Genomic DNA, 25,737 nt, shown 5'->3' with positions numbered 1-25,737 from the left:
ATGCAACTGACTTGCGCAGATATCCATTTCGACCGCGAGGTCAAAACGAAAGATGAAGCGCTGCAACGCGTCGTTGGGAGCTTAACCGAGGCCGGTCATACCACGCCCGCTTATCTGAACGGCATGCGCGAGCGCGAAGGGCAAATCAGCACCTACCTCGGCAACGGTATCGCCATTCCCCACGGCACACCGCAGAGTCGTGACGCCGTGCTACAAACCGGAGTGAAAGTGCTGGCCTGCCCGCAGGGGGTGGACTGGGGTGAAGAACAAACGGCTTATCTGATTGTGGGTATCGCAGCTCAGGATAACGAGCACCTCGATATTTTGCGCCAACTCACCCATGCTCTGAGCGACGATCGCGTGCCTGAAGCGCTATCGCGCGCCGAAAACCCGCAGGCGGTGCTGGAAATTCTGGCGGGTAATATTTTGCCCGCTGAAGGGGAAGAAATTGAAGCCCCTCCGGTGTTCGACGAAGAGGCGACGTTTACCTTACGCAACCCCCATGGCTTGCATGCGCGGCCAAGCGCGGTGCTGGTGAAGGCGGTGAAACAGTGGCAATCGCAAATTCGGGTGGAAAATCTCGATACGCGATCCGCTATTGTCGATGCCAAAAACCTGATGCGTGTAGTTTCTCTCGGCGCAAAACAGGGGCATCGTCTGCACTTTATGGCCAGCGGGGAAGATGCCCATCAGGCGCTGGATGCTATCGGCGCGGCCTTTAATGCCGGATTAGGCGAAATTGCCGCCCAGCCGCAGCAGGTCGTTCAGCCTGCAGAAAAGCCCAAACGGAGCTGGCTATCCCGTATATTTAGTTAAATTTCAATGAATTAAAAACGCTCTGCCGTCATCGCCAGAGCGTTTTTTTATCTGTAACTTTCGAAATATTACGTTTTATCTTTCTTTTTTTCGAGGTGGATCACAAATCAAAACAAAGTGATTTGCGAGCAAAACAAAACATAACGAATATATTCGAAAGAAAACGGAGGATTGAAATGAAAGATATTATTTCCCGCCACAAAGCTGGCGAACACATCGGCATCTGTTCAGTTTGTTCCGCACATCCGTTGGTTATCGAAGCGGCATTGCGTTTCGATCTGCATACCAACAATAAGGTCCTTATCGAAGCGACATCCAACCAGGTGAACCAGTTTGGCGGCTACACCGGGATGCAGCCTGCGGACTTCCGCAATTTCGTGAATAAAATCGCCCAGGACGTTGGTTTTCCGTCAGAACGCATCATCCTCGGCGGCGACCACCTTGGCCCAAACTGCTGGCAGGGCGAACCCGCTGCCGAAGCGATGGAAAAATCTGTCGACCTGATTAAGGCCTACGTCGCCGCGGGCTTCAGCAAAATCCATCTCGATGCCTCGATGTCCTGCGCTGACGACCCGGTGCCTCTGGACCCGGCCGTCGTCGCTGAACGCGCCGCCCGCCTGTGCCAGGCCGCAGAAGAGACAGCAAGCGATGAGCTTAAGCGCCATCTGACCTACGTGATTGGCACCGAAGTTCCGGTACCGGGCGGCGAAGCCAGCACCATCGGCAGCGTCCATGTGACCCGCGCGCAGGATGCGGCGGCAACGCTGGAAACTCACGAAGCCGCCTTTCGCAAGCTGGGGCTGGATGCTGCGCTGGAGCGCGTCATTGCTATCGTGGTGCAGCCTGGCGTTGAGTTCGACCATACGCAAATTATCCATTATCAGCCGGAAGCCGCTAAAGCGCTGTCCGCATGGATTGAAGGCACGCCGATGGTTTACGAAGCGCACTCAACCGACTACCAGTCCCGCCAGGCTTATCGTGCGCTGGTCCGTGACCACTACGCCATCCTGAAAGTTGGCCCGGCGCTGACCTTCGCGCTGCGCGAAGCTATTTTCGCCCTCGCGCAAATGGAAAATGAGCTGGTTGCTCCGGAATCCCGCAGCCGCGTGATGGAAGTCATTGATGAAGTGATGCTTAACGAACCGGGATACTGGAAGAAGTACTATCGTCCGACCTGGAGCCAGGCAATGGTGGATATCCACTTCAGCCTGTCCGACCGCATTCGCTACTACTGGCCGCACCCACGTATTCGCCAGAGCGTCGAAAAGTTAATTGCAAACCTGACTGAAACCAAACTGCCGCTGGGCCTTATCAGCCAATATATGCCTGTGCAGTTTGAACGACTGTCGTTAAACGAACTCGCCGCCGTACCGCACGACCTCATCCTCGACAAAATTCAGGATGTGCTGCGTGCTTACCGTTACGGCTGTTCATCTGAAATCGCCTGAAGTAAAGAGGATTTATGAGTCAACTATTTGTTCGTACCGGCATTCATTTTAGCACCAGCCAGCAGGCGCTGGAGCACATTGGCGAAGAGATGCTGGCACGCGGCGTCGTGCATGACAGCTATCCGCTGGCGCTGCTCGAACGAGAAGCGACTTTCCCAACCGGCATTGCGCTGGAGCAGCATGCGGTCGCGATCCCTCACTGTGAGGCGGTGCATGCGAAGTCTCCAGCTATCTATCTGATTCGCCCGGATAATCCGGTCCCTTTTCAGCGCGCTGATGACGACGGCGAAATTAACGTTTCGTTAATCATCGCGCTGATTGTTGAAAATCCGACTGCACAGCTAAAACTGCTGCGTCGGTTATTTAGTGAGCTACAGAACCCGACCACGCTTGAAGCATTACTGGCTGCCTCAGAAGAGCAGCTGCCCGAGCTGTTTCGGCACTCTATCCTTGAGTCAGAGCCCAGCGCTCAGGCTATATAACAGACTGATAATAAAAGGGGTACCCTATGAAACGTAAAGTAATCGTAGCTTGTGGCGGCGCTGTCGCCACCTCTACCATGGCCGCAGAAGAGATCAAAGACCTGTGCGCAGACCACAACATTGAGCTGGACCTGGTGCAGTGTCGCGTCAATGAAATCGAAACCTATATGGACGGTGCGCATCTGATTTGCACTACCGCCCGGGTCGACAGAACTTTCGGCGACATTCCGGTTGTTCACGGCATGCCTTTCATCTCCGGCGTCGGCATTGAAGAACTGCAGCAAAAAATCCTGAACATCCTTGCGGAGTAACGTCCATGTTTAGCGAAATTATGCGTTATATCCTCGATCTTGGTCCGACGGTGATGCTGCCAATTGTGATCATTATCTTCTCCAAACTACTGGGGATGAAGCTCGGGGATTGCTTTAAATCAGGCCTGCATATCGGGATTGGGTTCGTCGGCATTGGCCTGGTCATCGGTCTGATGCTCGATTCTATCGGCCCGGCAGCAAAAGCAATGGCCGAACAGTTCCAGATTAACCTGCACGTGATTGACGTTGGATGGCCAGGTTCAGCACCGATGACCTGGGCGTCACAAATCGCACTGGTCGCTATTCCCATCGCTATTGCGGTCAATATCATCATGCTGGTCACCCGAATGACCCGCGTCGTGAACGTCGATATCTGGAATATCTGGCACATGACCTTTACCGGCGCGATGCTGCATATCGCCACCGGTTCCTACTGGATTGGTATTTTCGGCGTTGTAGTACACGCGGCTTTCGTCTACAAACTCGGAGATTGGTTTGCCAAGGATACTCGCGACTTTTTCGGTCTCGACGGTATCGCCATTCCGCACGGTAGCTCAGCATATTTAGGGCCGATAGCGGTGCTGGTCGATACGATTATTGAAAAAATTCCCGGCTTGAATCGTATTCACTTCAGCGCTGACGATATCCAGAAACGCTTCGGCCCGTTCGGCGAGCCGGTCACCGTCGGCTTTGTGATGGGGCTGGTCATTGGCGCACTGGCAGGCTACGACCTGAAAGGTATTCTGCAGCTGGCGGTGAAAACCGGTGCTGTGATGCTGCTGATGCCGCGCGTTATCAAACCGATCATGGACGGCCTGAACCCGATTGCCAAACAGGCGCGTAAACGTCTGCAGGCAAAATTCGGTGGCCAGGACTTCCTGATTGGTCTCGACCCGGCGCTGCTGCTTGGCCATACCTCGGTCGTCTCTGCCAGCCTGATCTTTATCCCGCTGAGTATTCTTATCGCGGTCGTGGTGCCGGGCAACCAGGTCCTGCCGTTCGGTGACCTCGCAACCATCGGTTTCTTCGTGGCAATGGCGGTTGCGGTGCATCAGGGGAACCTGTTCCGTACGCTAATTTCCGGAATCATCCTGATGGGGATCACGCTATGGATAGCGACGCAGACCATCGGCCTGCATACCCAGCTGGCGGCTAACGCCGGGGCTCTGAAAGCGGGTGGTCTGGTGGCCTCCATGGACCAGGGCGGTTCGCCGATTACCTGGCTGCTCATCCAGCTCTTCACCTGGCAAAACGTGGTCGGTTTTGCGGTTATCGGCGTCATCTATGTTGCCGGCGTGCTGCTGACGTGGCGTCGAGCGCGCAATTTTGCAGCCGCAGAGAAAGCTGCCACAGCCCAACAAAGCCCAACCGTTTCTTAATCTCAGGGGGGAGCATTCGCTCCCCCGGACATTTCTGGAGAATTTTTTATGCAATCAGTGGTAATCCATGCTGAGGGGACAGTGTGCGTTGAAGAACGCCCAATACCGACTCTGCAAACGGAAAACGATGTCCTGGTAAAAGTCGTCAGCTCCGGGTTGTGCGGTTCTGATATTCCGCGCATTTTCGCCAAAGGCGCACACTACTACCCCATCACGCTGGGCCACGAGTTCAGCGGCTATGTTGAATCTTACGGCGCCGCAGTGACCGATCTGCAGCCGGGCGATGCGGTGGCCTGCGTGCCCCTGCTCCCCTGCTTTAACTGCCCGCAGTGTCAGCGCGAATATTTCTCGCTGTGCAAACAGTACCAGTTCGTTGGTTCGCGTAGCGAAGGCGGGAATGCGCAATACGTAGTAGTCAAACGCGCCAACCTGTTCCGCCTGCCGGATCAGATGCCGATTGACGACGGCGCGTTTATCGAGCCAATCACCGTTGGCCTGCACGCCTTCCATCTGGCACAGGGCTGCGAAGGGAAAAACGTCATTATTATTGGCGCAGGCACCATCGGTCTGCTAGCGCTGCAGTGCGCCCGCGAACTGGGCGCCAAAAGCATTACGGCAATTGATATCAACCCGCAGAAGCTGGAGCTGGCAAAAACGCTCGGCGCAACCCGCGTCTTCAACAGCAGAGAGATGAGCGGTAAAGAGATTCAGGCGGCGCTGGAAGAGATTCAGTTCGATCAGTTGGTGCTTGAAACCGCCGGTACGCCACAAACCGTGGCGCTGGGCATTGACGTCGCCGGGCCGCGCGCGCAGCTGGCGCTGGTCGGCACGCTGCACCATGATTTGACCTTGCCTTCCGCCACCTTTGGTCAGATTTTACGTAAAGAGCTAACTATCGTCGGCAGTTGGATGAACTACTCCGGCCCGTGGCCAGGGGAAGAGTGGCAAACGGCAGTGCGCCTGCTGACGGAAAAACGTATTCAGCTTGCCCCGCTTATCGCCCACATCGGCGATGCAGAGAGCTTTGCCCGCGAAGTCCAGGCGCTCAACGGCGCGCCAATGCAGGGAAAAATCCTGCTTAAACTCTCCTGACCGCCTGAGCCAGCAATCAGAGCTGGCTCACACAACCTTTCGAAAATTATCGTTCAACTTTCGTTACCCTTCGATTACACTAAGATCAGTTAATTATCAGGCAAATTAATATGAACTCATTTGAGCGAAGGAATAAAATCGTCGAAATGGTCAATGCGCAGGGTAGCGTATTGGTACTGGACCTTTCGAATCTCTTTGGCATCTCCGAAGTCACCATCCGGGCCGATCTACGCTTGCTGGAAGAGAAGGGTTTACTCACCCGCTTTCACGGCGGCGCAGCCAGGCCAGGCAGCAATTTGACCGAAGGGGATAGCCAGGAAGTTGTACTTGAGGACCGCTATCAGCTGGCCAGCGACCCTAAAAAACGGATTGCCCAGGCCGCAGCGACGATGATTAGCGAAGGGATGACGGTGATCCTTGATAGCGGCAGCACCACCCTGCTGATTGCCGAGGAACTGGTACGTATGACCAATATCACGGTGATTACTAACAGTCTGCCTGCGGCCTTTACGTTATCGGAAAATAAAGATATTACCCTGGTGGTTTGCGGCGGCACCGTTCGCCATAAAACCCACTCCATGCATGGGACTATCGCCGAACGCTCGCTACAGGGTATCAGCGCCGACCTGATGTTTGTCGGTGCCGACGGTATCGACACCACCAACGGCATCACCACCTTTAATGAAGGTTACTCCATCAGCGGCGTTATGGCTGCGGCTGCCCATAAGGTGGTTGCCGTGCTGGATGCCAGCAAATTTAACCGTCGCGGGTTTAATCAGGTCCTGCCGATGGATAAAATCAACTGTGTCATTACCGATGATGGTATTAGCAGTGAATATCTCTCTGAGTTAAAAAACATTCCAATTGAATTACAAATCGTATAAGAAAAGAGGCAGATATTAAAACATCTGCCTTTTTGTCACTTGATTATATTATATAATTATAATTCGATTTATAAAAATATTTTTCATAGAAAAATTAGGCACTAATCAATTCATCACGAAATTTAAAATATAATTTATTTAAATGTAAATTAAGAATAATTAACTTTACACAAAACAACTATAAACACAATCCTAAAAAAGCTTTTTTTCCTCATAAAAAAAACAAAACCCACATATAATCTTATTCATGGTGATTTATGTGAAATTAAATCACCATAAAAACGATCAGCAAAAATAATACATGGATGAGGTTAAAAATGAACATAATTGCAAAATCTGTTGCAGTTGGTTTACTGGCAATATCGGCAGGAAGCGCCTGGGCAAGCGATGGTACCATTGAATTCACTGGTGAAATAACAACGAATACCTGTGAATTCGCTAACGGCGATACGGTGAACGTTGAGTTGGGCCATTATTCTAATACTCAGTTTAAAAACGTAGGAGACAAGTCACCGACAACACAGTTCACCATTCCTTTGACCAACTGTCCGACAGAAGCCTGGAAACACGTTGACGGTACCACCAGCGCATCCTTCCAGCTATGGCTGGAAACACGTAGCAGCGGTACTACCGGAACTGATAACGATCTGGTTGCAGTGACGGGCTCAGGCACGCCAGCAACCGGTGTCGGTATTCGCATCGACCGCGCTTCGGACGGTACCCAGTTAGCGCTGAATAAACTGAATGACACTCCTGTTTATTTTGACATTACAGGCGAAACAACAGATGTGAACCTTCAGGCTTACTACGTCTCTACCGCAGAAGCATCGGCGATTACCGCCGGGGAAGCTAACGCTTCCGTCGACGTTACCATCGATTATCGTTAATTCTCTCGTTGTACTTTTACCCACCTGTCGGTGGGTAAAACCTTTTTATCGGAGCAGCAGAATGAAAGTAAAAACCCTGGCAGCATTGGCATTGTTACTTGGAGGATGGGCCAGCCAAAGCCTGGCCGGAGGGATCGTTCTGCAAACCACGCGCGTGATTTACAACGCCAGTAAAAAAGAGGCGGCCCTACCCGTTGCCAACCACAGCAGTAAAATGCCCTACTTATTGCAATCGTGGATTGATAATCCGCAAGGGACTGTTCGCGGGCCATTTATTATGACCCCGCCGCTGTTTCGCCTGAATGCCGGAGATGACTCCTCACTGCGCATTATTAAAACCGACGGTAATTTACCGGAAGATAAAGAATCGCTGTTTTACGTTAACGTGCGGGCAATTCCAGCACAATCTAAAAGTGAGGCAGGTAAAACCAATGCTTTAACGTTGGTATTTAAAACCAGAATTAAACTTTTTTATCGCCCGGCACATCTGAAAGGTAACGCACAGGATGCATGGAAATCTATAGAGTATAAGCGTACGAATAATGCATTAGATGTCTATAATCCATCAGCCTATTACGTTGTTTTTGCTGGTATTGCGTTGGGTAAAACAGATTTGACCGATAAAGTTGACTATATCGCCCCAGGCGAGCACAAAAAAATTCCGCTACCTGCCGCATCAGGTAACTCTATTCAGTGGGCCGCAATCAATGATTACGGCGGTACCACGGAAAAGGAAACTCGGGTATTGCAATAATACTTACGCTGGCATGACGTAAATAACAATAAATAACGGATACGGGCAATCAGGGAATGCAGAGCAACACGACAGGGAAAAAAGATTTTCTGGCGCTTAAGCGCCTTTCTTACAGGGTCAAGTGCGCTTTGCCGATGATGCTTGCTGGCAGCAGCCTGGTATGTTATTCCGCACAGGCGGATGACTTTTATTTTGACCCTTCGCTGCTGGAAACCAGCAAAAGCGGCCAGCAGGCGGTAGATCTATCGACCTTCTCTCAGGACAACGCCCAGCTTCCCGGAGAGTATATTGTTGATATAGTTATTAATAATAAGAAACTAGCACAGCGCAAAATCCCTTTTGTCGCCGGAGAAAACCATCAGCTTGTCCCCCAGTTTACCGTCGGACAACTGCGTGAGCTGGGCTTTAAAGTCGATGAAATTCCAACGCTGGCTAACCAGGACGATACCGCAATCGTCAAGGACCTCGCGCAAACGGTGCCAAACAGCAGCAGCGAGCTGGATATCAACCACGGCAAGCTGAATATGAGCGTGCCGCAAATTATGCTTTACCGCGATGCCAGGGGCTATGTTGACCCTTCCCGCTGGGATAATGGGGTGCCGGTGCTGTTCACTAACTATAACTTTACCGGTTCAGACAGCCGCTATGACGGTGGCGATCGTAACAAACGCCAGTATCTCAATATGCAAAACGGCGCTAACCTTGGTCCATGGCGACTGCGTAACTACTCCACCTGGACGCACAATAGCGATACTTCGCAGTGGGATAGCATCAACACCTGGATGCAGCGGGATATCAAAAGCCTGAAGTCACAGCTGGTGATGGGCGAAAGCGCGACCGACGGCAGCGTGTTTTCCAGCTACCAATTTACCGGCGCGCGACTCTATTCCGATGACAACATGCTGCCCAATAGCCAGCGCGGCTTTGCGCCAACGATCCGCGGGATCGCCAACTCCAGCGCTATCGTCACGGTGCGCCAGAACGGCTACACCATTTACCAGAGCACCGTACCCGCAGGCGCATTTGAGATTAACGATCTCTATCCTTCATCATTTAGCGGCGATTTAGACGTTACGATTGAAGAGGCCGACGGCACCACGCGCCACTTTGTGCAGCCATTTTCCTCACTGCCGATGATGCAGCGCCCGGGGCATCTCAAATATAGCGTCACCGCCGGGCGCTTTCGGGCGGCAAGCTCTGAGGACAGCAAAGAGCCGGAGTTTATTGAAACGACGGCGATTTACGGCCTGAGCAACACTTTTACACTATACGGCGGCGTAACGGGGTCTGAGGATTACCAGGCGCTGACGGTGGGAATCGGCGGAACGCTGGGAGAATTGGGCGCTCTGTCGATGGATATCGGGCGGGCGGATACCCGCTTTGATGATGGCGACAGCGATTCCGGCTATAGCTGGCGCACCCAGTACATTAAAGATATCCCCGAGACCGGCACCAATTTAACGCTGGGCTATTACCGCTATACCAGCAGCGGCTACTTCACCTTTTCAGATGCTAACCAGCAGGATATTGACGCCGGCGATCGCCAGAGTAGCGAAATCCAGTTCAGCATTAACCAGAACCTGTTTACCGGCGTCAGCTTTTACGCTTCCGGTTCACAGCAGGAGTACTGGGATAAAGGGCAAAAAGACAAAAACCTGTCCATTGGCCTCAACGGCAATCTGTGGGGAGTCAGTTATAACGTCAGCGGCCAGTTTACTGATTACGCAGATCGCGATAGCGACCGTTCGCTGTCCATCAGCCTCAGCGTGCCGCTGGACCGCTGGCTGCCGCACGCAACCGCCAACTGGCGCATCACCAGCCAGAAGGATCAATCGACCCAGCATGAGGTGGGGATCAACGGTTCTTTACTTGAGGATCGTCGTCTGAGCTACACCCTGAAACAGCGTCAGAGCGAGAATAACGACAACAACGGCAGCAGCCTTTACGGCAGCTATCGTTCCGCCTACGGCACGTTCAACGCCGGTTACGATTACAGCTCCGATAACCGCCAGATGAGCTATGGCCTGTCCGGCGGCATTGTGGCTCACAGTCATGGCGTCACCCTGTCGCAGCCGTTGGGTAATGCCTTTGCGCTTATTGATGCGGATGGAGCTTCAGGCATTCGCGTCAAAAACTATCCAGGGATCGCTACCGACTACTTCGGTTATGCCGTGATCCCGTACCTGACTTCTTACCAGGAGAACCGTATCTATCTGGATACCACCATGATGCCGGACGATGTTGACGTTACCCAGACCATGAAGCTGGTGGTCCCGAATCAGGGAGCCGCCGTTACCGCACAATTTAGCGCCAGGGTAGGTCAACGAGTCCTGCTGGCGTTAACCGACAGGAACGGCAAACCGCTACCGTTTGGCGCGATGGCCAGTAGCGAAAGCCAACAGCAGCAAAGCATTGTTGATGAAGGCGGCGTGCTCTATCTCACCGGCGTGAACGAACAACCGCAGACATGGAGCGTTCGCTGGGGCAATGAAGAAAACCAGCAGTGCCGGTTTACGTTTAGCCTGCCCGCTAACAGCCAGCGCGCGGCCTCCGTTATTCGCGCCACGACACCATGCCGCTAAGGAATAAAACCATGAAAAATTCGATTTATATTATCACCGGCGGCATCGCCCTCGCTCTTTTTGCCACCATGCCAGCACGTGCGGCGACGGGCGGCTGCGAAGCCGAAGGTAGCCCCGGCAGTTTTACCACTAGCTTCTCCAATGACTGGACGAAAGAGCAAAATGTGGAGGGAGCGTTTATCGATCTGACCTCCGGCACCACATCAGGCGACAGCTATAAGATAGCTTGTAACTGCCCTGCTGCTACCAAGGTTAACCTCTTTTATTCCACAACCACCCCGCTAGCTGTGAGCAGCTATAGCGGATACCAACAATTAAATGATAACCTGGATATTAAAACGGTTATCACCGATGTCCCCGGCGTACCGGAGCTCCCGGTACCAACAGACCTGATATCAGTCGTTAAGGGAACTGGTCTTTTTGGTGCTTCCACTAACAATAGCGTGTGCAGCGCGGACCCTGATGATGTTCGCGCAGATGCATTCTCCGTTGGTAGTAACGTTAGCATTACGTTTCGCGTCTCTAAGGCTTTTTTAGGTCGGATGGAGATTCCGAGTACTCATATCGCAACGCTTAAGGCAGCCTGGAGCAGTACTACCTCCTACCCCAGAGGTTTAACCGAAGATGTCGCCAGTCTGTATCTCCAGGGCAGCATTACCGTTCCGCAAAGCTGTAAAATCAACGAAGGCGATGTGATTCGGGTCGACCTTGGGCAAATCAGCGCCTCAAAGTTCACTACCAAAGGCCAAATGCCGGATGGATATACCCCAGTGGAGTTTGATATTACCTACGATTGCGGAGATACGTCATTGTTTGGAAAAGATGACATGCTCAGTCTGATTACTCAGGGTGATGATGTCGTCAGTCAGTACGTGGTCGCTGCCCGCCGCCGGGAATCAGATAATGTCGCAGACGTTGGTATCCAGATGGATGAGTTGGGACACAGTATGCAACCTGTTGATGGCGGTACTCTCATGTTAGGCAAATCGGCCTCAGGCGCTGTTCAAATGAGGGCATGGCCAATTAACCTGGTCGGCGGGGTCCTACAACCGGGACCATTTAGTGCCTCTGTGACGCTCACCGCGACGGTAAGGTAGCTAAACCCGCCTTTCCCGGCCCCCGCCAGGAAAAGGCGGCTGGTCGCTGATATTACCCCTGCTGCTCCAGGGCATACTTATACAGCGCGTTTTTCTTCACACCGTGAATTTCTGCGGCCAGAGCGGCGGCTTTTTTCAGCGGCAGCTCGGCCTGCAGCAGGGCCAGCGTACGCAGCGCGACCGCTGGCAGCGCCTCTTCCTGCGCTTTAAAGCCTTCAACGATCAGCACCATCTCGCCTTTACGGCGGTTCTCGTCCTCTTTCACCCACGCCAGCAGCTCGCCGATTGGCGCGCCGTGGATCGATTCCCAGGTTTTGGTCAGCTCGCGCGCCAGCACCACGTAGCGGGATTCGCCCAACACGGTGCAGATATCTTCCAGACTTTCCAGCAAGCGGTGAGTGGACTCATAAAAGATAATCGTGCGCGGCTCTTCTTCCAGCGCCTTGAGCGTATCGCGACGCCCTTTTGACTTAGCGGGCAGAAAACCTTCATAGCAGAAACGATCCGAAGGCAGCCCGGCAGCACTCAGCGCCGCGATCGCCGCGCAGGGGCCGGGCAGCGGCACCACGCGGATATTGGCTTCACGGCAAACGCGCACCAGATGGTAGCCAGGATCGTTGATCAATGGCGTTCCGGCGTCCGAAACCAGCGCGATGTTTTGCCCTTGTTTTAATTTCGCCAGAAGTGTTTCAGCCTTTTGCTGCTCATTATGGTCGTGAAGCGCAAATAAACGGGCGTTAATCGCGAAATGCTGCAACAGCAAACCGGTATGGCGAGTGTCCTCCGCTGCAACTAAATCAACGGCTTGCAACACTTCCAGTGCGCGTTGCGTGATATCAGACAGATTTCCTATCGGAGTGGGTACAATATAGAGCTGTCCCTGAGAATTATCCGCTGATTCGTGTTGTTTCATTGTCTCGTCCGTATTGCCGATTTAATATTGAGCATTGAGCCAAAAAAATATCACTGGATACATATGGTACCGTCAACATTTCTTCGTTCTAAACCCGTGCGTTGTCTGCCCGTACTGCTGGCCGCTCTGATCTTTGCTGGCTGCGGCACCCATACTCCGGACCAAAGCACGGCGTATTTGCAGGGTACGGCACAAGCAGACTCCAGTTACTACCTGCAACAAATGCAGCAAAGCGCGAATGATAGCAAGACCAACTGGCAATTACTCGCCATTCGTGCACTGCTGAAGGAAGGTAAGAAACCGCAGGCCATCGACCTGTTCAATCAGCTACCGTCTAACCTCAACAGTACGCAAAGCCGCGAACAATCGCTGCTGGCGGTTGAAGTAAAGCTGGCGCAGAACGATTTCCAGGGCGCGCAGGCGCTGCTGAGCAAACTCAACCCAGCAGGCCTTGAGCAAAATCAACTGCCGCGCTACTGGCAGGCGCAAATCGACGCCAGCCAGGGGCAGCCCTCTCTGAACCTGCTGCGGGCCCTGATTGCCCAACAGCCGCTGCTGAGCCTGGCTGCGCAAAAGCAGAAGAATATCGACGCGACCTGGGCAGCGCTCACCGCGATGACCCAGGATCAAGCCAACGCGCTGGTCATTAACGCCGATGAGAACGTTTTACAGGGCTGGCTGGATCTGCAGCGCATGTGGTTTGATAACCGCAGCGACCCGACAATGCTGAAAGCGGGCGTTAAAGACTGGCAGACCCGCTATCCGCAAAATCCTGGCGCAAAAATGCTGCCCACGCAGTTAGGTAATATGCAAAATTACCAGGCCGCATCGACCAATAAAATCGCCCTGCTGCTGCCGCTAAACGGTCAGGCGGCGATATTTGGCCGCACAATCCAGCAGGGTTTTGAAGCGGCGAAAAACGGCGCACCAGCCGTTACCGGAAGCGCGGTGCCTGCTCAGGTCGCTCAGGCGGCAAACGTTGCTGATAGCGCAGTAGTCAGTCCGTCACAGGCGGAAGTGACCGATCTCACCACCTCCAATAATGCACAAACCCCGGTACAGGCCCCGGCAGCCGACCAGGTACAAACTGCGGCTCCGGTCACCGCACCGGCGGCGGTCCAGTCCTCGACGCCTCAGACTACCGACGCGACCGCAGAAACCACCAGCCAACCGGCAACGACAGCTCCGCAAACTCAGACAGTGGCAGCCACTCCGGCGAACCCTTCCGCCGAGCTGAAAATTTACGACACCACCACCCAGCCGATGAGTCAACTGCTGGCCCAGGTGCAGCAGGACGGCGCAACCATCGTTGTTGGTCCGCTGCTGAAAGAGAACGTCGAAGATGTTATTAAGAGCAATACTTCACTGAACGTGCTGGCGCTGAACCAGCCGGAGAAAGTCGAAAGCCGGGCTAATATCTGCTATTTCGCGCTCTCCCCGGAAGATGAAGCCCGCGATGCGGCGCACCACATTCACGATCAGGGCAAGCAGACTCCGCTGCTTCTGGTGCCGCGCGGCGCATTAGGCGATCGGGTGGTTAGCGCCTTTGCCAACGAGTGGCTGAAGCTGGGCGGCGGTACGGTACTGCAACAGCGTTTAGGTTCAACCGCCGAACTGCGCGGCAGCGTCAACAGCGGTATCTCGTTGAGCGGCTCTCCGGTATCAACCCTGCCATCAGCGCAAGATAGCACCCTGGGTAGCCCGAGCGACGTGCCTGTCAGCAGTGGCGGCAGCGTCGACGCCGCGTATATCCTGGCAACGCCGGAACAGATTGGCTATATCAAACCCATGATTGCCCTGCGTAACGGTAGCCAAAGCGGCGTAACGCTGTATGCCAGCTCCCGCAGCTCTCAGGGCACTTCAGGTCCTGATTTCCGTCTGGAGATGGAAGGCTTACAATATAGCGAGATCCCGATGCTGGCAGGCAGCAACCCGGCGCTGCAACAACAAGCGTTAGCCGCCGTTCGCAACGACTACTCGCTGGCGCGCCTGTATGCCATGGGTGCCGACGCCTGGTCGCTGGCCAACCATTTCTCGCAAATGCGCCAGGTTTCCGGCTTTGAATTGAATGGCAACACCGGCGATCTCACGGCCACGCAGGATTGCGTGATCAACAGGAAACTGTCATGGCTCAAGTACCAGGGTGGACAAATCGTCGCAGCCAACTAAGTAAGCAGACCGGCGATGCCTGGGAAATCCAGGCTCGCCGCTGGCTGGAGAGCCAGGGTCTGCGTTTTATCGCCGCTAACGTTCATGAACGCGGCGGCGAGATTGACCTCATCATGCGTGACGGCAGCGTCACCGTGTTTGTGGAAGTGCGCTATCGTCGCAGCGCAAACTACGGCGATGCCGCCGCCAGCGTCACGCCGCAAAAGCAACAAAAACTGCTCAAAGCCGCGCGTCTGTGGCTCTCCCGACATAATGGGAGTTTTGAGACTGTGGATTGCCGTTTCGATGTGGTAGCCTTCACCGGAAACGACATCCAATGGCTAAAAAACGCCTTTGGCGAATAGCGTATATGAATTAAGGGATCCCGTGCTCGATAGAATTAAAGCCTGCTTCACCGAAAGCATTCAAACCCAAATTGCAGCAGCGGAAGCACTCCCGGACGCCATCTCCCGTGCGGCTATGACGCTCGTCCAGTCGCTGTTGAACGGCAACAAAATCCTCTGTTGTGGTAATGGTACTTCCGCCGCCAACGCACAGCATTTTGCTGCCAGCATGATTAATCGTTTTGAAACCGAGCGCCCTGGTTTACCTGCCATTGCACTAAATGCCGATAATGTGGTCTTAACCGCGATTGCCAACGATCGCCTGCACGACGAAATCTACGCCAAGCAGGTGCGCGCGTTGGGACACGCTGGCGACGTACTGCTGGCGATTTCTACGCGCGGCAACAGCCGGGATATCGTGAAAGCCGTGGAAGCGGCGGTCACCCGCGATATGACTATCGTGGCGTTTACCGGTTATGACGGCGGTGAACTGGCCGGCCTGCTGGGTCAGCAGGATGTCGAAATCCGTATTCCCTCGCATCGCAGCGCGCGAATTCAGGAAATGCACATGCTCACCGTCAATTGTTTGTGTGATTTGATTGATAACACGCTTTTTCCACACCAGGACGATTAAGGAGAACACATGAAGGCTCTCTCGCCCCTCGCCATTCTGCTTTCTGCGCTACTGCTTCAGGGATGCGTTGCTGCAGCGGTAGTCGGAACGGCAGCCGTTGGCACAAAAGCCGCGACGGACCCGCGTTCAGTGGGGACTCAGGTTGATGACAGTACGCTTGAGCTGCGCGTCAACAGCGCCTTGTCGAAAGATGAACAAATCAAAAAACAAGCTCGTATTAACGTTACCGCGTACCAGGGGAAAGTTCTGTTAACCGGGCAAACTCCGGTCGCCGACCTCTCTGCCCGTGCCAAGCAAATTGCTATGGGTGTTGAAGGGACAACGGAAGTGTTTAACGAAGTGCGTTCGGGCCAGCCGATCGGCTTAGGTACCGCCTCTTCGGATACCTGGATTACCACCAAGGTCCGCTCCCAGCTGCTGACGACCGACCAGGTGAAATCATCCAACGTGAAAGTGACGACCGAAAACGGTGAAGTGTTCCTGATGGGTCTGGTGACCGATCGTGAAGGACGCGCGGCGGCGGATATCGCCAGCCGGGTGAGCGGCGTATCTCGCGTGACAACCGCCTTTACCTATATCAAATAAGCCCTAATGCATCCCGGCTGGCGCTACGCACCGCCTCCGGGAAACCACATCCAATGTGGCTTCTGATTATCTCCCCGGTGTCGGCTAACGCCTTACCGGGGCTACAAGTTCATCATCGTCTGCTGTCACGTAGCCCGGCTGGCGCTACGCGCAGCCTCCGGGAAACCATCAGATTAATGCCAGCCCGCCGACCACCGCGCCGCATAGCGCCACCAATCCACCGGTCAACCACAGCGCCTTCGCCGGAAACGCTTTACGCAGCATAACCAACGACGGCACGCTAACCGCAGGCAACGTGATGAGCAGCGCCAGCGCGGGCGCGACGTCCATTCCCGCCAGCATCATGGTCTGAACGATAGGGATCTCCGCCGCCGTCGGGATAACAAACAGGCAGCCCGCAATCGCCATCGCTATCACCCAGAACAGCGTATTATCAACGACGCCATCGGCATGCGGGAATAGCCACACCCGTGCGGCTCCCAGCACCAGCACCGCCAGGATATAGAGCGGGATCGTATTCCAGAACAGCGTCCACAGTGCACGCAGCCAGCGGCTGAAGAAACCATCCTGCGTCGTTTCCATCGGCAACTCAGGTACCTTAGAGGGCTGCGTCGCCGCCTCTTTTACCCATTTCTGCACCAGCGTTGCCACCACCAGCACGGTCGCCAACCCGGCGACTAACCGAATCAATGCAAACTGCCAGCCCAGCACAAAAGCCATAAACACCAGGGTCGCGGGATTGAGCAACGGGTTACCCATCCAGAATGCCAGCGCGCCGCCCATCGAGACCTGCTGCTTACGCATTCCCGCCGCCACCGGCGCGGCGCAGCAGGTGCACATCATACCAGGCAGCGAAAAGACCGCCCCAAGCAGCGTACCGAGAAAACGTGATTGTCCTAGCGTGCGCAGCAGCCAGTTGCGGGGAATCAGCACCTGAATTAACGACCCCAGCAGTACACCTAATACCGCCGCTTTCCATACTGCAAGGAAATAAACTAGCGCGTAGTCCCAGGCCGCATGTAAGGGATTGGCATCGCTATTGGCAAGAATGGATTTGCCGATGCTGTGCGTCTCGGCCGCGGTAAATGCTTTACCGTAATAGGGCTGCCATTTGACGAACCACAGGCCGATGATAACGACGAGAAAAAAGAGCGCGGGTTTCCACCATTGAAACGATGATGCCGCCTGAGATGAAGACTGACCAGCCATAGCATTCCCCAGCAAAGAGTGAGCTTATAAATTGAAGCGCTGAATACTACGCCTCGCGGGCAGCGATTTCACGCAGTTTTGCTGATGGCAGAATGGTGACGCCTTCTGCTGAGGGATTAAGGGCTTCAGCGAGCATTGCTCGCGCGACGTCACGAGCATCGATTGACTTCCAGTTGCCCGGCAGCAGACGAAAAAGCGGTGCCAACACCACTTCATTGCCCCGCTTCTTCTGACGATCCCCAAGCAGCATGGAGGGACGGGCAAAGGTTAGCTGCGGCCATGCCTGGGCACGCAGGGCCTGTTCCATCTCGCCCTTGACGCGATTGTAGAAAAACATTGAATGCGGATCGGCCCCCATCGCGCTAACCACCAACATATGCTTCGCGCCCAGTCGAAGCCCTGTCAGCGCAGTATCGACCACCAGCGTATAATCAGCATGAATAAATGCCTCTTTACTGCCCGCCTCCCGCAGCGTCGTTCCCAGGCAGCAAAAAACGATATCCACCGGATCGACAACCTGCGCCAGCGCGTCGCTTAATTGCGGATCGTGCGGATTGAGAATTCCTTGTGCATCAGCTAGCGGACGACGAGTTGGCGCAGTTATCGCGGCGATTCGCGGCTCCTGAACCAACATTCGAAGTAAGTGCCCACCAACCAGTCCGGTAGCCCCGGTTATCAGTACCTGAGTCATCATTGCTCCTTCAGCTAACCCGTCATTCAACAGCGGACGGCTTAGCAAAAGTATGTCGTAAACGGAGGGATCTGCACGCCAAAACGGAGGTTACTGAGCTGGAGAATCACGCAGCCAATGGAGCTTCTTACCAAAGCCGAGCGTGTTATCGGTAAACTTAAGCTCATCGGGACGAATCTCCCACACCGGGGCCGATAGCATGCGGGCTACCGGGAAGCGGCTGACGTAGCGCTTGCGCATCGCCACGGCTTCTTCACCTGCCAGCAGGCGGATTTCACCTTTAAACTGCACGCCGCGGATCAGCGCGACGGTTTTCGGCTGACCATTGACCGTCCCGGCCACTTTGGCACGCACTCCGGTCATTTGACCATGGCGCGTATTTTCATCGCTGAGCAGATAAAAAGCGACCGTTTCCGGGTCATAAACGTAAAAGGCATTGGCGCACCACAGCTCGTCATCGCGGGTGACGCACCAGGTCACGACATGCTGCTTGCCCAGCCAGCGGCTGATAGCGGCGAGCGTATCCATCTTTACTCTCCAGTATGTTATGGTGCTCACACCTTAACATAGCGACCTTGGTACCGTGTGCTGGTTTCTCTATCTGATTCGTACTGCCGATAATCGGCTCTATACCGGAATTACCACCGATGTTTCGCGCCGCTTTTGCCAGCACCAGGATGGCAAGGGAGCGAAAGCGTTGCGGGGAAAAGGAGAGCTTCAGCTGGCTTTTAGCCAGGAGGTTGGTGAACACTCACTAGCGCTGCGGCTGGAGTATCGAATCAAGCAGCTAACGAAGCGCCAGAAAGAACGCCTCGTTGCTGGAGATGGTTCGTTTGAGACTCTGCTGGAGGGTCTCAGAAGCGGTTAAAGTGATCGCTATACTCAACCAGTCCGTGCACGCCTTCCAGCGCGTCATCGGCCAGGCGATGGACCTGGAAAGCCTCGGCGGTATCCGGCCAGCGGCAGCGCAGGTCAAAATTAGCGGCGGCTTCAAAGCCCAGGCGACCATACAGCGCCGGGTCGCCAAGCGTTACCACGGCGGCATAGCCAAACTCATTGAGTGAATCCAGCCCTTCGTAAACCAGCTGACGCCCAATGCCCTGACCACGGTAGCTTTCATCCACCGCCAACGGTGCAAGACCAACCCACTGTAGCTCTTCGCCTTCAACGGCGACCGGGCTAAAGGCCACATAGCCCACGACCTGACCTTCGTCATCCGTCGCCACCACGCCCAGCGTGATCAAGCCATCTTCACGCAGACTGTGCACCAGATCGGCTTCCGCATCGCTGCCGAAGGTGCGGCGCAATAACGCGTCGATTCCCGGTGCATCAATCCCAATCTCTACTCGAATCAGCATGCCTCACCTACCGATGTCTGTTCAGGTTTCCGCGGGCCTTTCAGGCCAGCTTCAACAAAATCCGCCAACTGTAGCAGCATCACGCGCAGCGCTTTTGGCATCTGCTCCAGCTCAATGGCATCCATCAGGTTTTTTACATACAGTCCCAGCTCGGTATCGCCTTCGATAACCAGCCGACGCTGGAAGAACAGTGTATCCGGATCCTGCTTACGCGCAGCAATCATCAGCAGATCGCTGGCATCGGCGCTAAAGCTGACGTCAGCTTCAGCCGTAGGACTCACCACCAGACGACCGTCAACAACCGAGGTATACCACAGCAGGCCGATATCACGCACATTAATACTTAACCAGCGCCCCTCGAGAAAATCCAGTTCCCCATCCGCCAGCGCCTGACGAAACTGCCAGCTTAATACTTGTTCCAGCACCTGGCGCTTGAGGGCAAAAGGCGCCAGCTTAACCGGCACGCTCATCATTGACGGGCCAAAGTGAACCAGTTTGGAACGCAGTTTATCCAACACAAGCTTTACTCCATGAATGCAATAGTTCCTCTATTGTGCCATATCAAATAAACGACATAGCGGCGTAAATCAACAAAATCACAATGTCGGGTACCTGGTATTGATTCCGCCAATACGCTTTTAACTGCCTCAAATCAAAAATTGTCACCAGAAGGTTAACTAAAATCCCTGCTCATTAACCATCCAGCGTCCCTGACGGGCCGCGTTTTTCAGGAAAAATTATGGAGCTGCTCTGCCCAGCCGGTAACCTTCCGGCGCTTAAGGCGGCCATCGAAAACGGCGCCGATGCCGTCTATATCGGGCTGAAAGATGACACCAACGCTCGCCACTTTGCCGGCCTTAATTTCACCGAAAAGAAACTGCAGGAAGCCGTCAGCTTTGTGCATCAGCATCGCCGTAAGCTGCATATTGCCATCAACACCTTTGCTCATCCTGATGGCTATGCCCGCTGGCAGCGTGCAGTCGACATGGCAGCCCAACTCGGGGCCGACGCGCTAATCCTCGCCGATATCGCAATGCTGGAGTACGCCGCCGAGCGCTATCCGCATATTGAGCGACACGTCTCCGTTCAGGCCTCGGCCACCAACGAAGAGGCAGTGAAGTTTTATCATCGCAATTTTGACGTTGCCCGCGTGGTGCTGCCGCGCGTCCTGTCGATTCATCAGGTCAAACAACTGGCGCGCGCCACGCCGGTACCGCTGGAGGTTTTCGCTTTCGGTAGCCTGTGCATCATGGCGGAAGGCCGCTGCTATCTCTCCTCATACCTGACCGGTGAATCACCAAATACCGTCGGCGCCTGCTCACCCGCGCGTTTCGTTCGCTGGCAGCAAACACCGCAAGGGCTGGAATCACGTCTTAACGAAGTGCTGATAGACCGCTATCAGGATGGTGAAAATGCCGGTTATCCGACGCTGTGTAAAGGCCGTTATCTGGTCGACGGCGAGCGCTATCACGCACTGGAAGAGCCCACCAGCCTGAATACCCTCGAGCTGCTGCCGGAACTAATGGCAGCAAATATCGCCTCAGTGAAAATCGAAGGCCGCCAGCGCAGCCCGGCGTACGTCACCCAGGTGGCAAAAGTCTGGCGTCAAGCGATCGACCGCTGCAAAGCCGATCCGCAGAACTTCGTGCCGCAATCAGCGTGGATGGAAACCCTCGGTTCCATGTCCGAAGGGACGCAAACCACCCTTGGCGCTTATCACCGTAAATGGCAGTGAGAACAGCAATGAAATATTCATTAGGGCCAGTGCTCTACTACTGGTCAAAAGAGACGCTGGAAGATTTTTACCAGCAGGCGGCAGGCTCCAGCGCGGATACGATTTATCTCGGCGAAGCGGTATGCAGCAAACGCCGTGCCACCAAGGTCGGCGACTGGATCGAGATGGCGAAAACGCTGGCGGGCAGCGGCAAACAGGTGGTGCTTTCTACCCTCGCGCTGGTGCAGGCCTCCTCTGAACTGGGCGAACTGAAGCGCTATGTTGATAACGGCGAATTTCTGATTGAAGCCAGCGACCTTGGCGTCGTCAACTTGTGCGCAGAGCGTAAGCTACCGTTCGTCGCCGGCCATGCGCTCAACTGCTATAACGCCGTCACCCTGCGTCTGCTGCTCAAACAGGGCATGGTTCGCTGGTGCATGCCGGTTGAGCTTTCACGCGACTGGCTGGCGAATCTGCTGACCCAGTGTGACGAGCTGGGCATTCGCAACCAGTTCGAGGTTGAGGTCCTGAGCTACGGCCATCTGCCGCTGGCCTACTCCGCCCGCTGCTTTACCGCCCGCTCGGAAGACCGGCCAAAAGACGAATGCGAAACCTGCTGTATCAAATACCCCAACGGGCGCGACGTGCTCTCGCAGGAGAACCAGCAGGTGTTCGTGCTCAACGGCATTCAGACCATGAGCGGCTACGTCTACAACCTCGGGAATGAGCTGAGCACCATGAACGGGCTGGTGGATATGGTTCGCCTGTCGCCGCTGGGCAACGAAACCTTCGCGATGCTGGACGCCTTCCGCGCCAATGAAAATGGCGCAGCGCCGCTGCCGCTGACGGCGAACAGCGACTGCAACGGTTACTGGCGACGCCTCGCCGGGCTGGAATTACAGAGCTGATATACCGCTCACTTTGTTAATGGCTATCGCTGCTTTTTAATGCACTATTAAAGTCGCAGCTTTTCTGGCCGGTGCATCCCGGATGCGCCAGGCTGGAAGAAGACCTTCAATCTGATGACGATGCTGTTGCAAAGTGAGCCTTTATGACTGACAAATCTATTCCGTTCTCGGTGCTCGATCTGGCGCCGATCCCGCAAGGTTCTTCCGCCAAGGAAGCCTTTTCCCATTCATTAGACCTGGCGCAGCTGGCTGAAAAACGCGGCTATCACCGCTACTGGCTGGCAGAGCACCATAATATGGTTGGTATCGCCAGCGCCGCGACCTCGGTACTGATTGGCTATCTTGCCGCTAATACCACCACCCTACATTTAGGCTCCGGTGGGGTAATGCTGCCCAACCATTCGCCACTGGTGATTGCTGAGCAGTTCGGCACGCTCAACACGCTCTATCCCGGACGTATCGATCTTGGTCTTGGCCGCGCGCCGGGCAGCGATCAGCCCACCATGCGCGCGCTGCGTCGCCATATGAGCGGTGATGTTGATAACTTCCCGCGCGATGTCGCGGAGCTGGTGGATTGGTTTGACGCTCGCGATCCGAATCCGCACATGCGCCCGGTTCCCGGTTATGGCGAGAAGATCCCGGTCTGGCTGCTTGGTTCCAGCCTGTACAGCGCTCAGTTAGCAGCCCAGCTTGGCCTGCCGTTCGCCTTCGCCTCGCACTTCGCGCCGGATATGCTCTTCCAGGCCCTGCATCTCTATCGCTCTCATTTCAAACCGTCGGAACGGTTAGAGAAGCCGTACGCCATGGTGTGCATTAACATTATTGCTGCCGACAGCGACAGAGATGCGGAATTCCTGTTCACCTCGATGCAACAGGCGTTTGTTAAACTACGCCGCGGCGAAGCCGGACAGCTGCCACCTCCGGTGCAAAATATGCATCAGCTGTGGTCTGCCTCTGAACAATATGGCGTCCAGCAGGCGCTGAGCATGTCGCTGGTGGGTGATAAGGCGAAAATCCGCCACGGGCTGGAGTCCATCCTGCGAGAAACTCAGGCCGATGAAATCATGGTCAACGGCCAAATCTTCGATAATCAGGCACGCCTGCATTCATTTGATTTGGCGATGCAGGTGAAAGAAGAGCTTCTCGGGTAAGGCTATTCGGAAGGCGGCGGCATACTCTAGCCCCGCCTGAACGTTACAGTGCAGAGATGGTATAACGCCGATTCACCACCCGGATTTCAGGTATCCGCCGATATTTCTCAAAATAATCGTACGCCGGTTTTAACGAACGCCAAAACGTCGCTTCCGGCCAGTCCGCAGCACGCTGCATATTCTGCTCTGTCATGGCGAACGGAAAAATATAAACCGGAATAGTTTTCTGCCCGCTGTTCAACGCTTGTGCCGCCAGGCTATAGATCTCTTCAATTCCGGCATCGGTCATCGCGTAGCAGCCCGCCGAAACGCAGTTTCCGTGAACCATAATAAAACTGCCGGTAAAACCGTTAGCCCGGTCATAAGCGTTGGGGTAACCGATGTTAAAGGACAAGTGATAACGACTGTTAGGATTCAGTAGCGCTTTGTTCGTGGCGTAAAACCCTTCCGGACTTTTGCCATCTCCTTCAGCCTTTTTCGGCCCCAGCCCGCCGGACCAGGCGCAGATGATCCAGGTCTTATAAAGTTCATAGGGTTGCCCATCCCTACTGAACCACATTTCCAGTTTATCTTCCGCCTTCAGAATACGCACAAACAGGCGATCGCCGGGATGAATCGTTTTTTTGACTGTTGACGCTGAACTTGTCGTCTCCCGCGGCAGGAAGATTGCCGTTTCACTCCTCTCGGGCGACTTGCGCCAGGCTAGCAACGTAATGACAATCGCAACAGCAATAATAAAAATAATCTTCTTCATTATTCACTACACATCCCTGTATGTCGTATCCGGACCGCGTTGTATAACATCCAGAAATCTACACATCAATCCGCGCCCCGTGAAATTCAGACACCACCAGGGAAGAAAAGCGGAAGTTCCGTTGCGCGCTGTTTCCCGGAGGCGATGCTGCGCATCTGTCCGGGCTACAGGCCCCGCAAATCCGAACACACAACGCCGCTGTATCCGGTCCGGCACACTCCCTACAGGATGGTTTCAGATACAAACATCGCCCGATATTAAATAACCCACGATAACGTTTCACTCTTATTTAATTATCATAAACATTAAACATAAGTAACAAATTCACTCACACATAATAAAATGTAACGCCACCGAAAGCGTGAAGCGGGCTGCATTTTCTCTTGTCGCAAATGACAAATTGTGACCGCCCTCATTCTTATCACTCCATTTCCCTCTTCTGGTTACGTTGAGCGTAATTACGTTACCCCGAGCGTAATTGTTCTCTAAAAATAGCAATGTTACTTTCTCTCTTGCTTTATTTCCCATAAATGAACGCGCAGAAAGAGAAACGCCATGAACCAACCAACCGTCAATGCAATAAGGATCGGTGAGTGCTTATTAAAAGCACTGTTAATGGAGGTCTGCGCCTGGCCGAAACCGGGCCTGGTGACACCGCATTCTCAAGGTGCGCATAACGATATGGATATCTGGCTGTTTATTACCAGCACCTCGGCCATCGCCCCCTGTTTTCAAGCTTGCGCGCAGGCCGGAGAATATCATCAGGGCTCGCTGGCTGATCTATTTCCCAAGGTACGCCTTATCGGAATTCAATACGAAGCCACGCTGCTGCAATCTACCCGACAGGTAAATACCCAGCGCGGCATTCTCTTTGCCGGGGCTGTTCTGGCCGCCGCCGCTGGTTGGCTAAAAGGCCAGAACCAACCGCTTACTCGCGAGTCATTAAGCCAGTGCGTCGCCGGTCTGTGCCTCGATCTCTGCCGCAATGATTTCGCCGCGCTCGCCCATCGTTCAGCACAAACCCACGGCGAGAAACTATACCTGGAGTTTGGTGTGACCGGCGTGCGCGGCGAGGCGGAACAGGGCTTTCCGCTGGTCTGCCATATCGGGCTTCCTGCACTGCATCAGGCACTCTCTCTGGGGTTTAGCTGGCGTGAAGCGCTGATCCATACGCTACTCGCGCTGATGGCGTGCTGCGATGATACGACGGTGATTTCGCGCGCGGGCCATCACGTGTTGGATGAGATGAAACAACGTGCGCAGCGTCTGGTGAACCAGGGAGGAATGAGCCATCCCGGTATCGAACATGAGCTTAACGAATTTAATGCATGGTGCCTGGACAAATGGGTCAGCCCAGGCGGGTCAGCAGACTTATTAGCACTGAGCCTGGCCATGTATTTTCTTTGCCATCAATCGCATGAGGATCCTACAAAGGAAGAAATATGAGTATCTATTTATATACGTTATTAACTTATGGCATGACGATTGTTATTTCGTTTGCCGTTGTCGGAATAATTGTAGGTGTTAATAGAGTAATGAATAAGCTGAATATCACCGACGACTAACACGCCCCTATTTTGCGTTATCAGGAATATA

At 54.3% G+C, this 25,737-nt stretch carries 27 protein-coding genes; 20 read left to right on the top strand and 7 right to left on the bottom strand.

The window, feature by feature from the left end; translation table 11 throughout:
- The 11 genes from ACMYSL_RS03530 to ACMYSL_RS03480 all read left to right on the top strand — a co-directional run bounded on the left by ACMYSL_RS03530 (position 1) and on the right by ACMYSL_RS03480 (position 11,732).
- Complete coding sequence (locus ACMYSL_RS03530) at positions 1-816, top strand: HPr family phosphocarrier protein (RefSeq protein ID WP_182235035.1); 816 nt, start codon at positions 1-3, stop codon at positions 814-816.
- 176 nt (positions 817-992) lie between these two features.
- The gene (gene gatZ / locus ACMYSL_RS03525) at positions 993-2,264 is read left to right on the top strand and encodes a tagatose-bisphosphate aldolase subunit GatZ (RefSeq protein ID WP_434661374.1); all 1,272 of its coding nucleotides are present in this window, start codon (positions 993-995) and stop codon (positions 2,262-2,264) included.
- Between the two features lie 14 nt (positions 2,265-2,278).
- Positions 2,279-2,746, top strand: coding sequence for a PTS galactitol transporter subunit IIA (gene gatA / locus ACMYSL_RS03520; RefSeq protein WP_182235037.1), 468 nt, complete (start codon positions 2,279-2,281; stop codon positions 2,744-2,746).
- Positions 2,747-2,772: 26 nt separating this feature from the next.
- The gene (gatB, locus tag ACMYSL_RS03515; RefSeq protein WP_112213604.1) at positions 2,773-3,057 is read left to right on the top strand and encodes a PTS galactitol transporter subunit IIB; all 285 of its coding nucleotides are present in this window, start codon (positions 2,773-2,775) and stop codon (positions 3,055-3,057) included.
- Positions 3,058-3,062: 5 nt separating this feature from the next.
- Entirely contained in the window at positions 3,063-4,436 is a 1,374-nt protein-coding gene (locus ACMYSL_RS03510) for a galactitol-specific PTS transporter subunit IIC (RefSeq protein ID WP_182235038.1), read from the top strand.
- 48 nt (positions 4,437-4,484) lie between these two features.
- On the top strand, positions 4,485-5,528 hold the full coding sequence (gene gatD, locus ACMYSL_RS03505; protein ID WP_182235039.1) for a galactitol-1-phosphate 5-dehydrogenase: 1,044 nt from the start codon (positions 4,485-4,487) through the stop codon (positions 5,526-5,528).
- A 110-nt stretch (positions 5,529-5,638) separates the two neighbouring features.
- A complete protein-coding gene (locus tag ACMYSL_RS03500; RefSeq protein ID WP_434661373.1) occupies positions 5,639-6,412 on the top strand; it encodes a DeoR/GlpR family DNA-binding transcription regulator in 774 nt (257 codons plus the stop codon).
- Between the two features lie 317 nt (positions 6,413-6,729).
- Positions 6,730-7,299 (top strand): fimbrial protein, encoded by a 570-nt coding sequence (locus ACMYSL_RS03495; RefSeq protein ID WP_434661372.1) that lies wholly within the window; start codon positions 6,730-6,732, stop codon positions 7,297-7,299.
- Positions 7,300-7,360: 61 nt separating this feature from the next.
- A complete protein-coding gene (locus tag ACMYSL_RS03490; protein WP_434661370.1) occupies positions 7,361-8,053 on the top strand; it encodes a fimbrial biogenesis chaperone in 693 nt (230 codons plus the stop codon).
- Positions 8,054-8,109: 56 nt separating this feature from the next.
- Complete coding sequence (locus ACMYSL_RS03485) at positions 8,110-10,635, top strand: fimbria/pilus outer membrane usher protein (protein ID WP_434661369.1); 2,526 nt, start codon at positions 8,110-8,112, stop codon at positions 10,633-10,635.
- An 11-nt stretch (positions 10,636-10,646) separates the two neighbouring features.
- On the top strand, positions 10,647-11,732 hold the full coding sequence (locus ACMYSL_RS03480) for a fimbrial protein (RefSeq protein ID WP_434661368.1): 1,086 nt from the start codon (positions 10,647-10,649) through the stop codon (positions 11,730-11,732).
- Positions 11,733-11,784: 52 nt separating this feature from the next.
- On the opposite strand, the gene rsmI is transcribed toward ACMYSL_RS03480, so the two are convergent.
- A complete protein-coding gene (gene rsmI / locus ACMYSL_RS03475; RefSeq protein ID WP_142515457.1) occupies positions 11,785-12,645 on the bottom strand; it encodes a 16S rRNA (cytidine(1402)-2'-O)-methyltransferase in 861 nt (286 codons plus the stop codon).
- Positions 12,646-12,708: 63 nt separating this feature from the next.
- On the opposite strand from rsmI, the gene ACMYSL_RS03470 reads away from it, so the two are divergent.
- From ACMYSL_RS03470 to dolP, 4 genes are read left to right on the top strand one after another with little or no spacing between them, the layout of a single operon-like run.
- Entirely contained in the window at positions 12,709-14,814 is a 2,106-nt protein-coding gene (locus tag ACMYSL_RS03470) for a penicillin-binding protein activator (RefSeq protein WP_434661367.1), read from the top strand.
- The gene (locus ACMYSL_RS03465; protein WP_112213594.1) at positions 14,772-15,158 is read left to right on the top strand and encodes a YraN family protein; all 387 of its coding nucleotides are present in this window, start codon (positions 14,772-14,774) and stop codon (positions 15,156-15,158) included. Before ACMYSL_RS03470 ends, ACMYSL_RS03465 begins: the two co-directional genes overlap by 43 nt.
- A gap of 22 nt (positions 15,159-15,180) precedes the next feature.
- On the top strand, positions 15,181-15,771 hold the full coding sequence (gene diaA, locus ACMYSL_RS03460; RefSeq protein ID WP_110272899.1) for a DnaA initiator-associating protein DiaA: 591 nt from the start codon (positions 15,181-15,183) through the stop codon (positions 15,769-15,771).
- 9 nt (positions 15,772-15,780) lie between these two features.
- On the top strand, positions 15,781-16,356 hold the full coding sequence (dolP, locus tag ACMYSL_RS03455; protein WP_110272898.1) for a division/outer membrane stress-associated lipid-binding lipoprotein: 576 nt from the start codon (positions 15,781-15,783) through the stop codon (positions 16,354-16,356).
- A 168-nt stretch (positions 16,357-16,524) separates the two neighbouring features.
- Here dolP and ACMYSL_RS03450 read toward each other — a convergent pair whose 3' ends face one another.
- From ACMYSL_RS03450 to ACMYSL_RS03440, 3 genes are all read right to left on the bottom strand, one after another.
- Complete coding sequence (locus ACMYSL_RS03450; protein ID WP_434661365.1) at positions 16,525-17,565, bottom strand: permease; 1,041 nt, start codon at positions 17,563-17,565, stop codon at positions 16,525-16,527.
- 46 nt (positions 17,566-17,611) lie between these two features.
- Positions 17,612-18,256 (bottom strand): NAD(P)H-binding protein, encoded by a 645-nt coding sequence (locus tag ACMYSL_RS03445; protein WP_434663932.1) that lies wholly within the window; start codon positions 18,254-18,256, stop codon positions 17,612-17,614.
- 90 nt (positions 18,257-18,346) lie between these two features.
- Positions 18,347-18,784, bottom strand: a complete 438-nt coding sequence (locus ACMYSL_RS03440; RefSeq protein WP_434661364.1) for a YhbP family protein — start codon at positions 18,782-18,784, stop codon at positions 18,347-18,349.
- Between the two features lie 55 nt (positions 18,785-18,839).
- Between ACMYSL_RS03440 and ACMYSL_RS03435 the strand changes: the two genes are divergently transcribed.
- Entirely contained in the window at positions 18,840-19,124 is a 285-nt protein-coding gene (locus tag ACMYSL_RS03435) for a GIY-YIG nuclease family protein (protein ID WP_110272894.1), read from the top strand.
- Here the strand turns inward: ACMYSL_RS03435 and ACMYSL_RS03430 are convergent.
- Together ACMYSL_RS03430 and ubiT are read right to left on the bottom strand one after the other, a co-directional pair.
- Complete coding sequence (locus tag ACMYSL_RS03430) at positions 19,111-19,614, bottom strand: GNAT family N-acetyltransferase (protein ID WP_181484746.1); 504 nt, start codon at positions 19,612-19,614, stop codon at positions 19,111-19,113. The genes ACMYSL_RS03435 and ACMYSL_RS03430 overlap by 14 nt on opposite strands.
- Positions 19,608-20,132, bottom strand: a complete 525-nt coding sequence (gene ubiT, locus ACMYSL_RS03425) for a ubiquinone anaerobic biosynthesis accessory factor UbiT (RefSeq protein ID WP_112213587.1) — start codon at positions 20,130-20,132, stop codon at positions 19,608-19,610. Before ubiT ends, ACMYSL_RS03430 begins: the two co-directional genes overlap by 7 nt.
- 221 nt (positions 20,133-20,353) lie before the next feature.
- Here ubiT and ubiU point away from each other — a divergent pair, with 221 nt between their 5' ends.
- The 3 genes from ubiU (at position 20,354) to ACMYSL_RS03410 (ending at position 23,387) form a co-directional block, all read left to right on the top strand.
- The gene (gene ubiU / locus ACMYSL_RS03420) at positions 20,354-21,349 is read left to right on the top strand and encodes a ubiquinone anaerobic biosynthesis protein UbiU (RefSeq protein WP_049014787.1); all 996 of its coding nucleotides are present in this window, start codon (positions 20,354-20,356) and stop codon (positions 21,347-21,349) included.
- An 8-nt stretch (positions 21,350-21,357) separates the two neighbouring features.
- Positions 21,358-22,236 (top strand): U32 family peptidase, encoded by an 879-nt coding sequence (locus tag ACMYSL_RS03415; protein WP_185928572.1) that lies wholly within the window; start codon positions 21,358-21,360, stop codon positions 22,234-22,236.
- A gap of 143 nt (positions 22,237-22,379) precedes the next feature.
- Entirely contained in the window at positions 22,380-23,387 is a 1,008-nt protein-coding gene (locus ACMYSL_RS03410) for a luciferase-like monooxygenase (protein ID WP_434661363.1), read from the top strand.
- 43 nt (positions 23,388-23,430) lie between these two features.
- On the opposite strand, the gene ACMYSL_RS03405 is transcribed toward ACMYSL_RS03410, so the two are convergent.
- On the bottom strand, positions 23,431-24,141 hold the full coding sequence (locus ACMYSL_RS03405; RefSeq protein ID WP_434661362.1) for a L,D-transpeptidase family protein: 711 nt from the start codon (positions 24,139-24,141) through the stop codon (positions 23,431-23,433).
- A gap of 555 nt (positions 24,142-24,696) precedes the next feature.
- Here ACMYSL_RS03405 and ACMYSL_RS03400 point away from each other — a divergent pair.
- Entirely contained in the window at positions 24,697-25,587 is an 891-nt protein-coding gene (locus tag ACMYSL_RS03400; RefSeq protein ID WP_434661361.1) for a triphosphoribosyl-dephospho-CoA synthase, read from the top strand.
- Positions 25,588-25,737 lie beyond the last annotated feature (150 nt).

The organism is Klebsiella sp. MISC125, assembly GCF_051131775.1.
Lineage (GTDB): Bacteria > Pseudomonadota > Gammaproteobacteria > Enterobacterales > Enterobacteriaceae > Klebsiella.
The sequence above is the reverse complement of the archived record's forward strand: the minus strand, read 5'-3'. Positions and strand labels throughout refer to the sequence as shown.

Coding starts and splice junctions, on each gene's coding strand:
- ACMYSL_RS03530 (WP_182235035.1), top strand. CDS start 1: ATGCAACTGACTTGCGCAGATATCCATTTCGACCGCGAGGTCAAAACG.
- gatZ (WP_434661374.1), top strand. CDS start 993: ATGAAAGATATTATTTCCCGCCACAAAGCTGGCGAACACATCGGCATC.
- gatA (WP_182235037.1), top strand. CDS start 2,279: ATGAGTCAACTATTTGTTCGTACCGGCATTCATTTTAGCACCAGCCAG.
- gatB (WP_112213604.1), top strand. CDS start 2,773: ATGAAACGTAAAGTAATCGTAGCTTGTGGCGGCGCTGTCGCCACCTCT.
- ACMYSL_RS03510 (WP_182235038.1), top strand. CDS start 3,063: ATGTTTAGCGAAATTATGCGTTATATCCTCGATCTTGGTCCGACGGTG.
- gatD (WP_182235039.1), top strand. CDS start 4,485: ATGCAATCAGTGGTAATCCATGCTGAGGGGACAGTGTGCGTTGAAGAA.
- ACMYSL_RS03500 (WP_434661373.1), top strand. CDS start 5,639: ATGAACTCATTTGAGCGAAGGAATAAAATCGTCGAAATGGTCAATGCG.
- ACMYSL_RS03495 (WP_434661372.1), top strand. CDS start 6,730: ATGAACATAATTGCAAAATCTGTTGCAGTTGGTTTACTGGCAATATCG.
- ACMYSL_RS03490 (WP_434661370.1), top strand. CDS start 7,361: ATGAAAGTAAAAACCCTGGCAGCATTGGCATTGTTACTTGGAGGATGG.
- ACMYSL_RS03485 (WP_434661369.1), top strand. CDS start 8,110: ATGCAGAGCAACACGACAGGGAAAAAAGATTTTCTGGCGCTTAAGCGC.
- ACMYSL_RS03480 (WP_434661368.1), top strand. CDS start 10,647: ATGAAAAATTCGATTTATATTATCACCGGCGGCATCGCCCTCGCTCTT.
- rsmI (WP_142515457.1), bottom strand. CDS start 12,645: ATGAAACAACACGAATCAGCGGATAATTCTCAGGGACAGCTCTATATT.
- ACMYSL_RS03470 (WP_434661367.1), top strand. CDS start 12,709: ATGGTACCGTCAACATTTCTTCGTTCTAAACCCGTGCGTTGTCTGCCC.
- ACMYSL_RS03465 (WP_112213594.1), top strand. CDS start 14,772: ATGGCTCAAGTACCAGGGTGGACAAATCGTCGCAGCCAACTAAGTAAG.
- dolP (WP_110272898.1), top strand. CDS start 15,781: ATGAAGGCTCTCTCGCCCCTCGCCATTCTGCTTTCTGCGCTACTGCTT.
- ACMYSL_RS03450 (WP_434661365.1), bottom strand. CDS start 17,565: ATGGCTGGTCAGTCTTCATCTCAGGCGGCATCATCGTTTCAATGGTGG.
- ACMYSL_RS03445 (WP_434663932.1), bottom strand. CDS start 18,256: ATGACTCAGGTACTGATAACCGGGGCTACCGGACTGGTTGGTGGGCAC.
- ACMYSL_RS03440 (WP_434661364.1), bottom strand. CDS start 18,784: ATGGATACGCTCGCCGCTATCAGCCGCTGGCTGGGCAAGCAGCATGTC.
- ACMYSL_RS03430 (WP_181484746.1), bottom strand. CDS start 19,614: ATGCTGATTCGAGTAGAGATTGGGATTGATGCACCGGGAATCGACGCG.
- ubiU (WP_049014787.1), top strand. CDS start 20,354: ATGGAGCTGCTCTGCCCAGCCGGTAACCTTCCGGCGCTTAAGGCGGCC.
- ACMYSL_RS03415 (WP_185928572.1), top strand. CDS start 21,358: ATGAAATATTCATTAGGGCCAGTGCTCTACTACTGGTCAAAAGAGACG.
- ACMYSL_RS03410 (WP_434661363.1), top strand. CDS start 22,380: ATGACTGACAAATCTATTCCGTTCTCGGTGCTCGATCTGGCGCCGATC.
- ACMYSL_RS03405 (WP_434661362.1), bottom strand. CDS start 24,141: ATGAAGAAGATTATTTTTATTATTGCTGTTGCGATTGTCATTACGTTG.
- ACMYSL_RS03400 (WP_434661361.1), top strand. CDS start 24,697: ATGAACCAACCAACCGTCAATGCAATAAGGATCGGTGAGTGCTTATTA.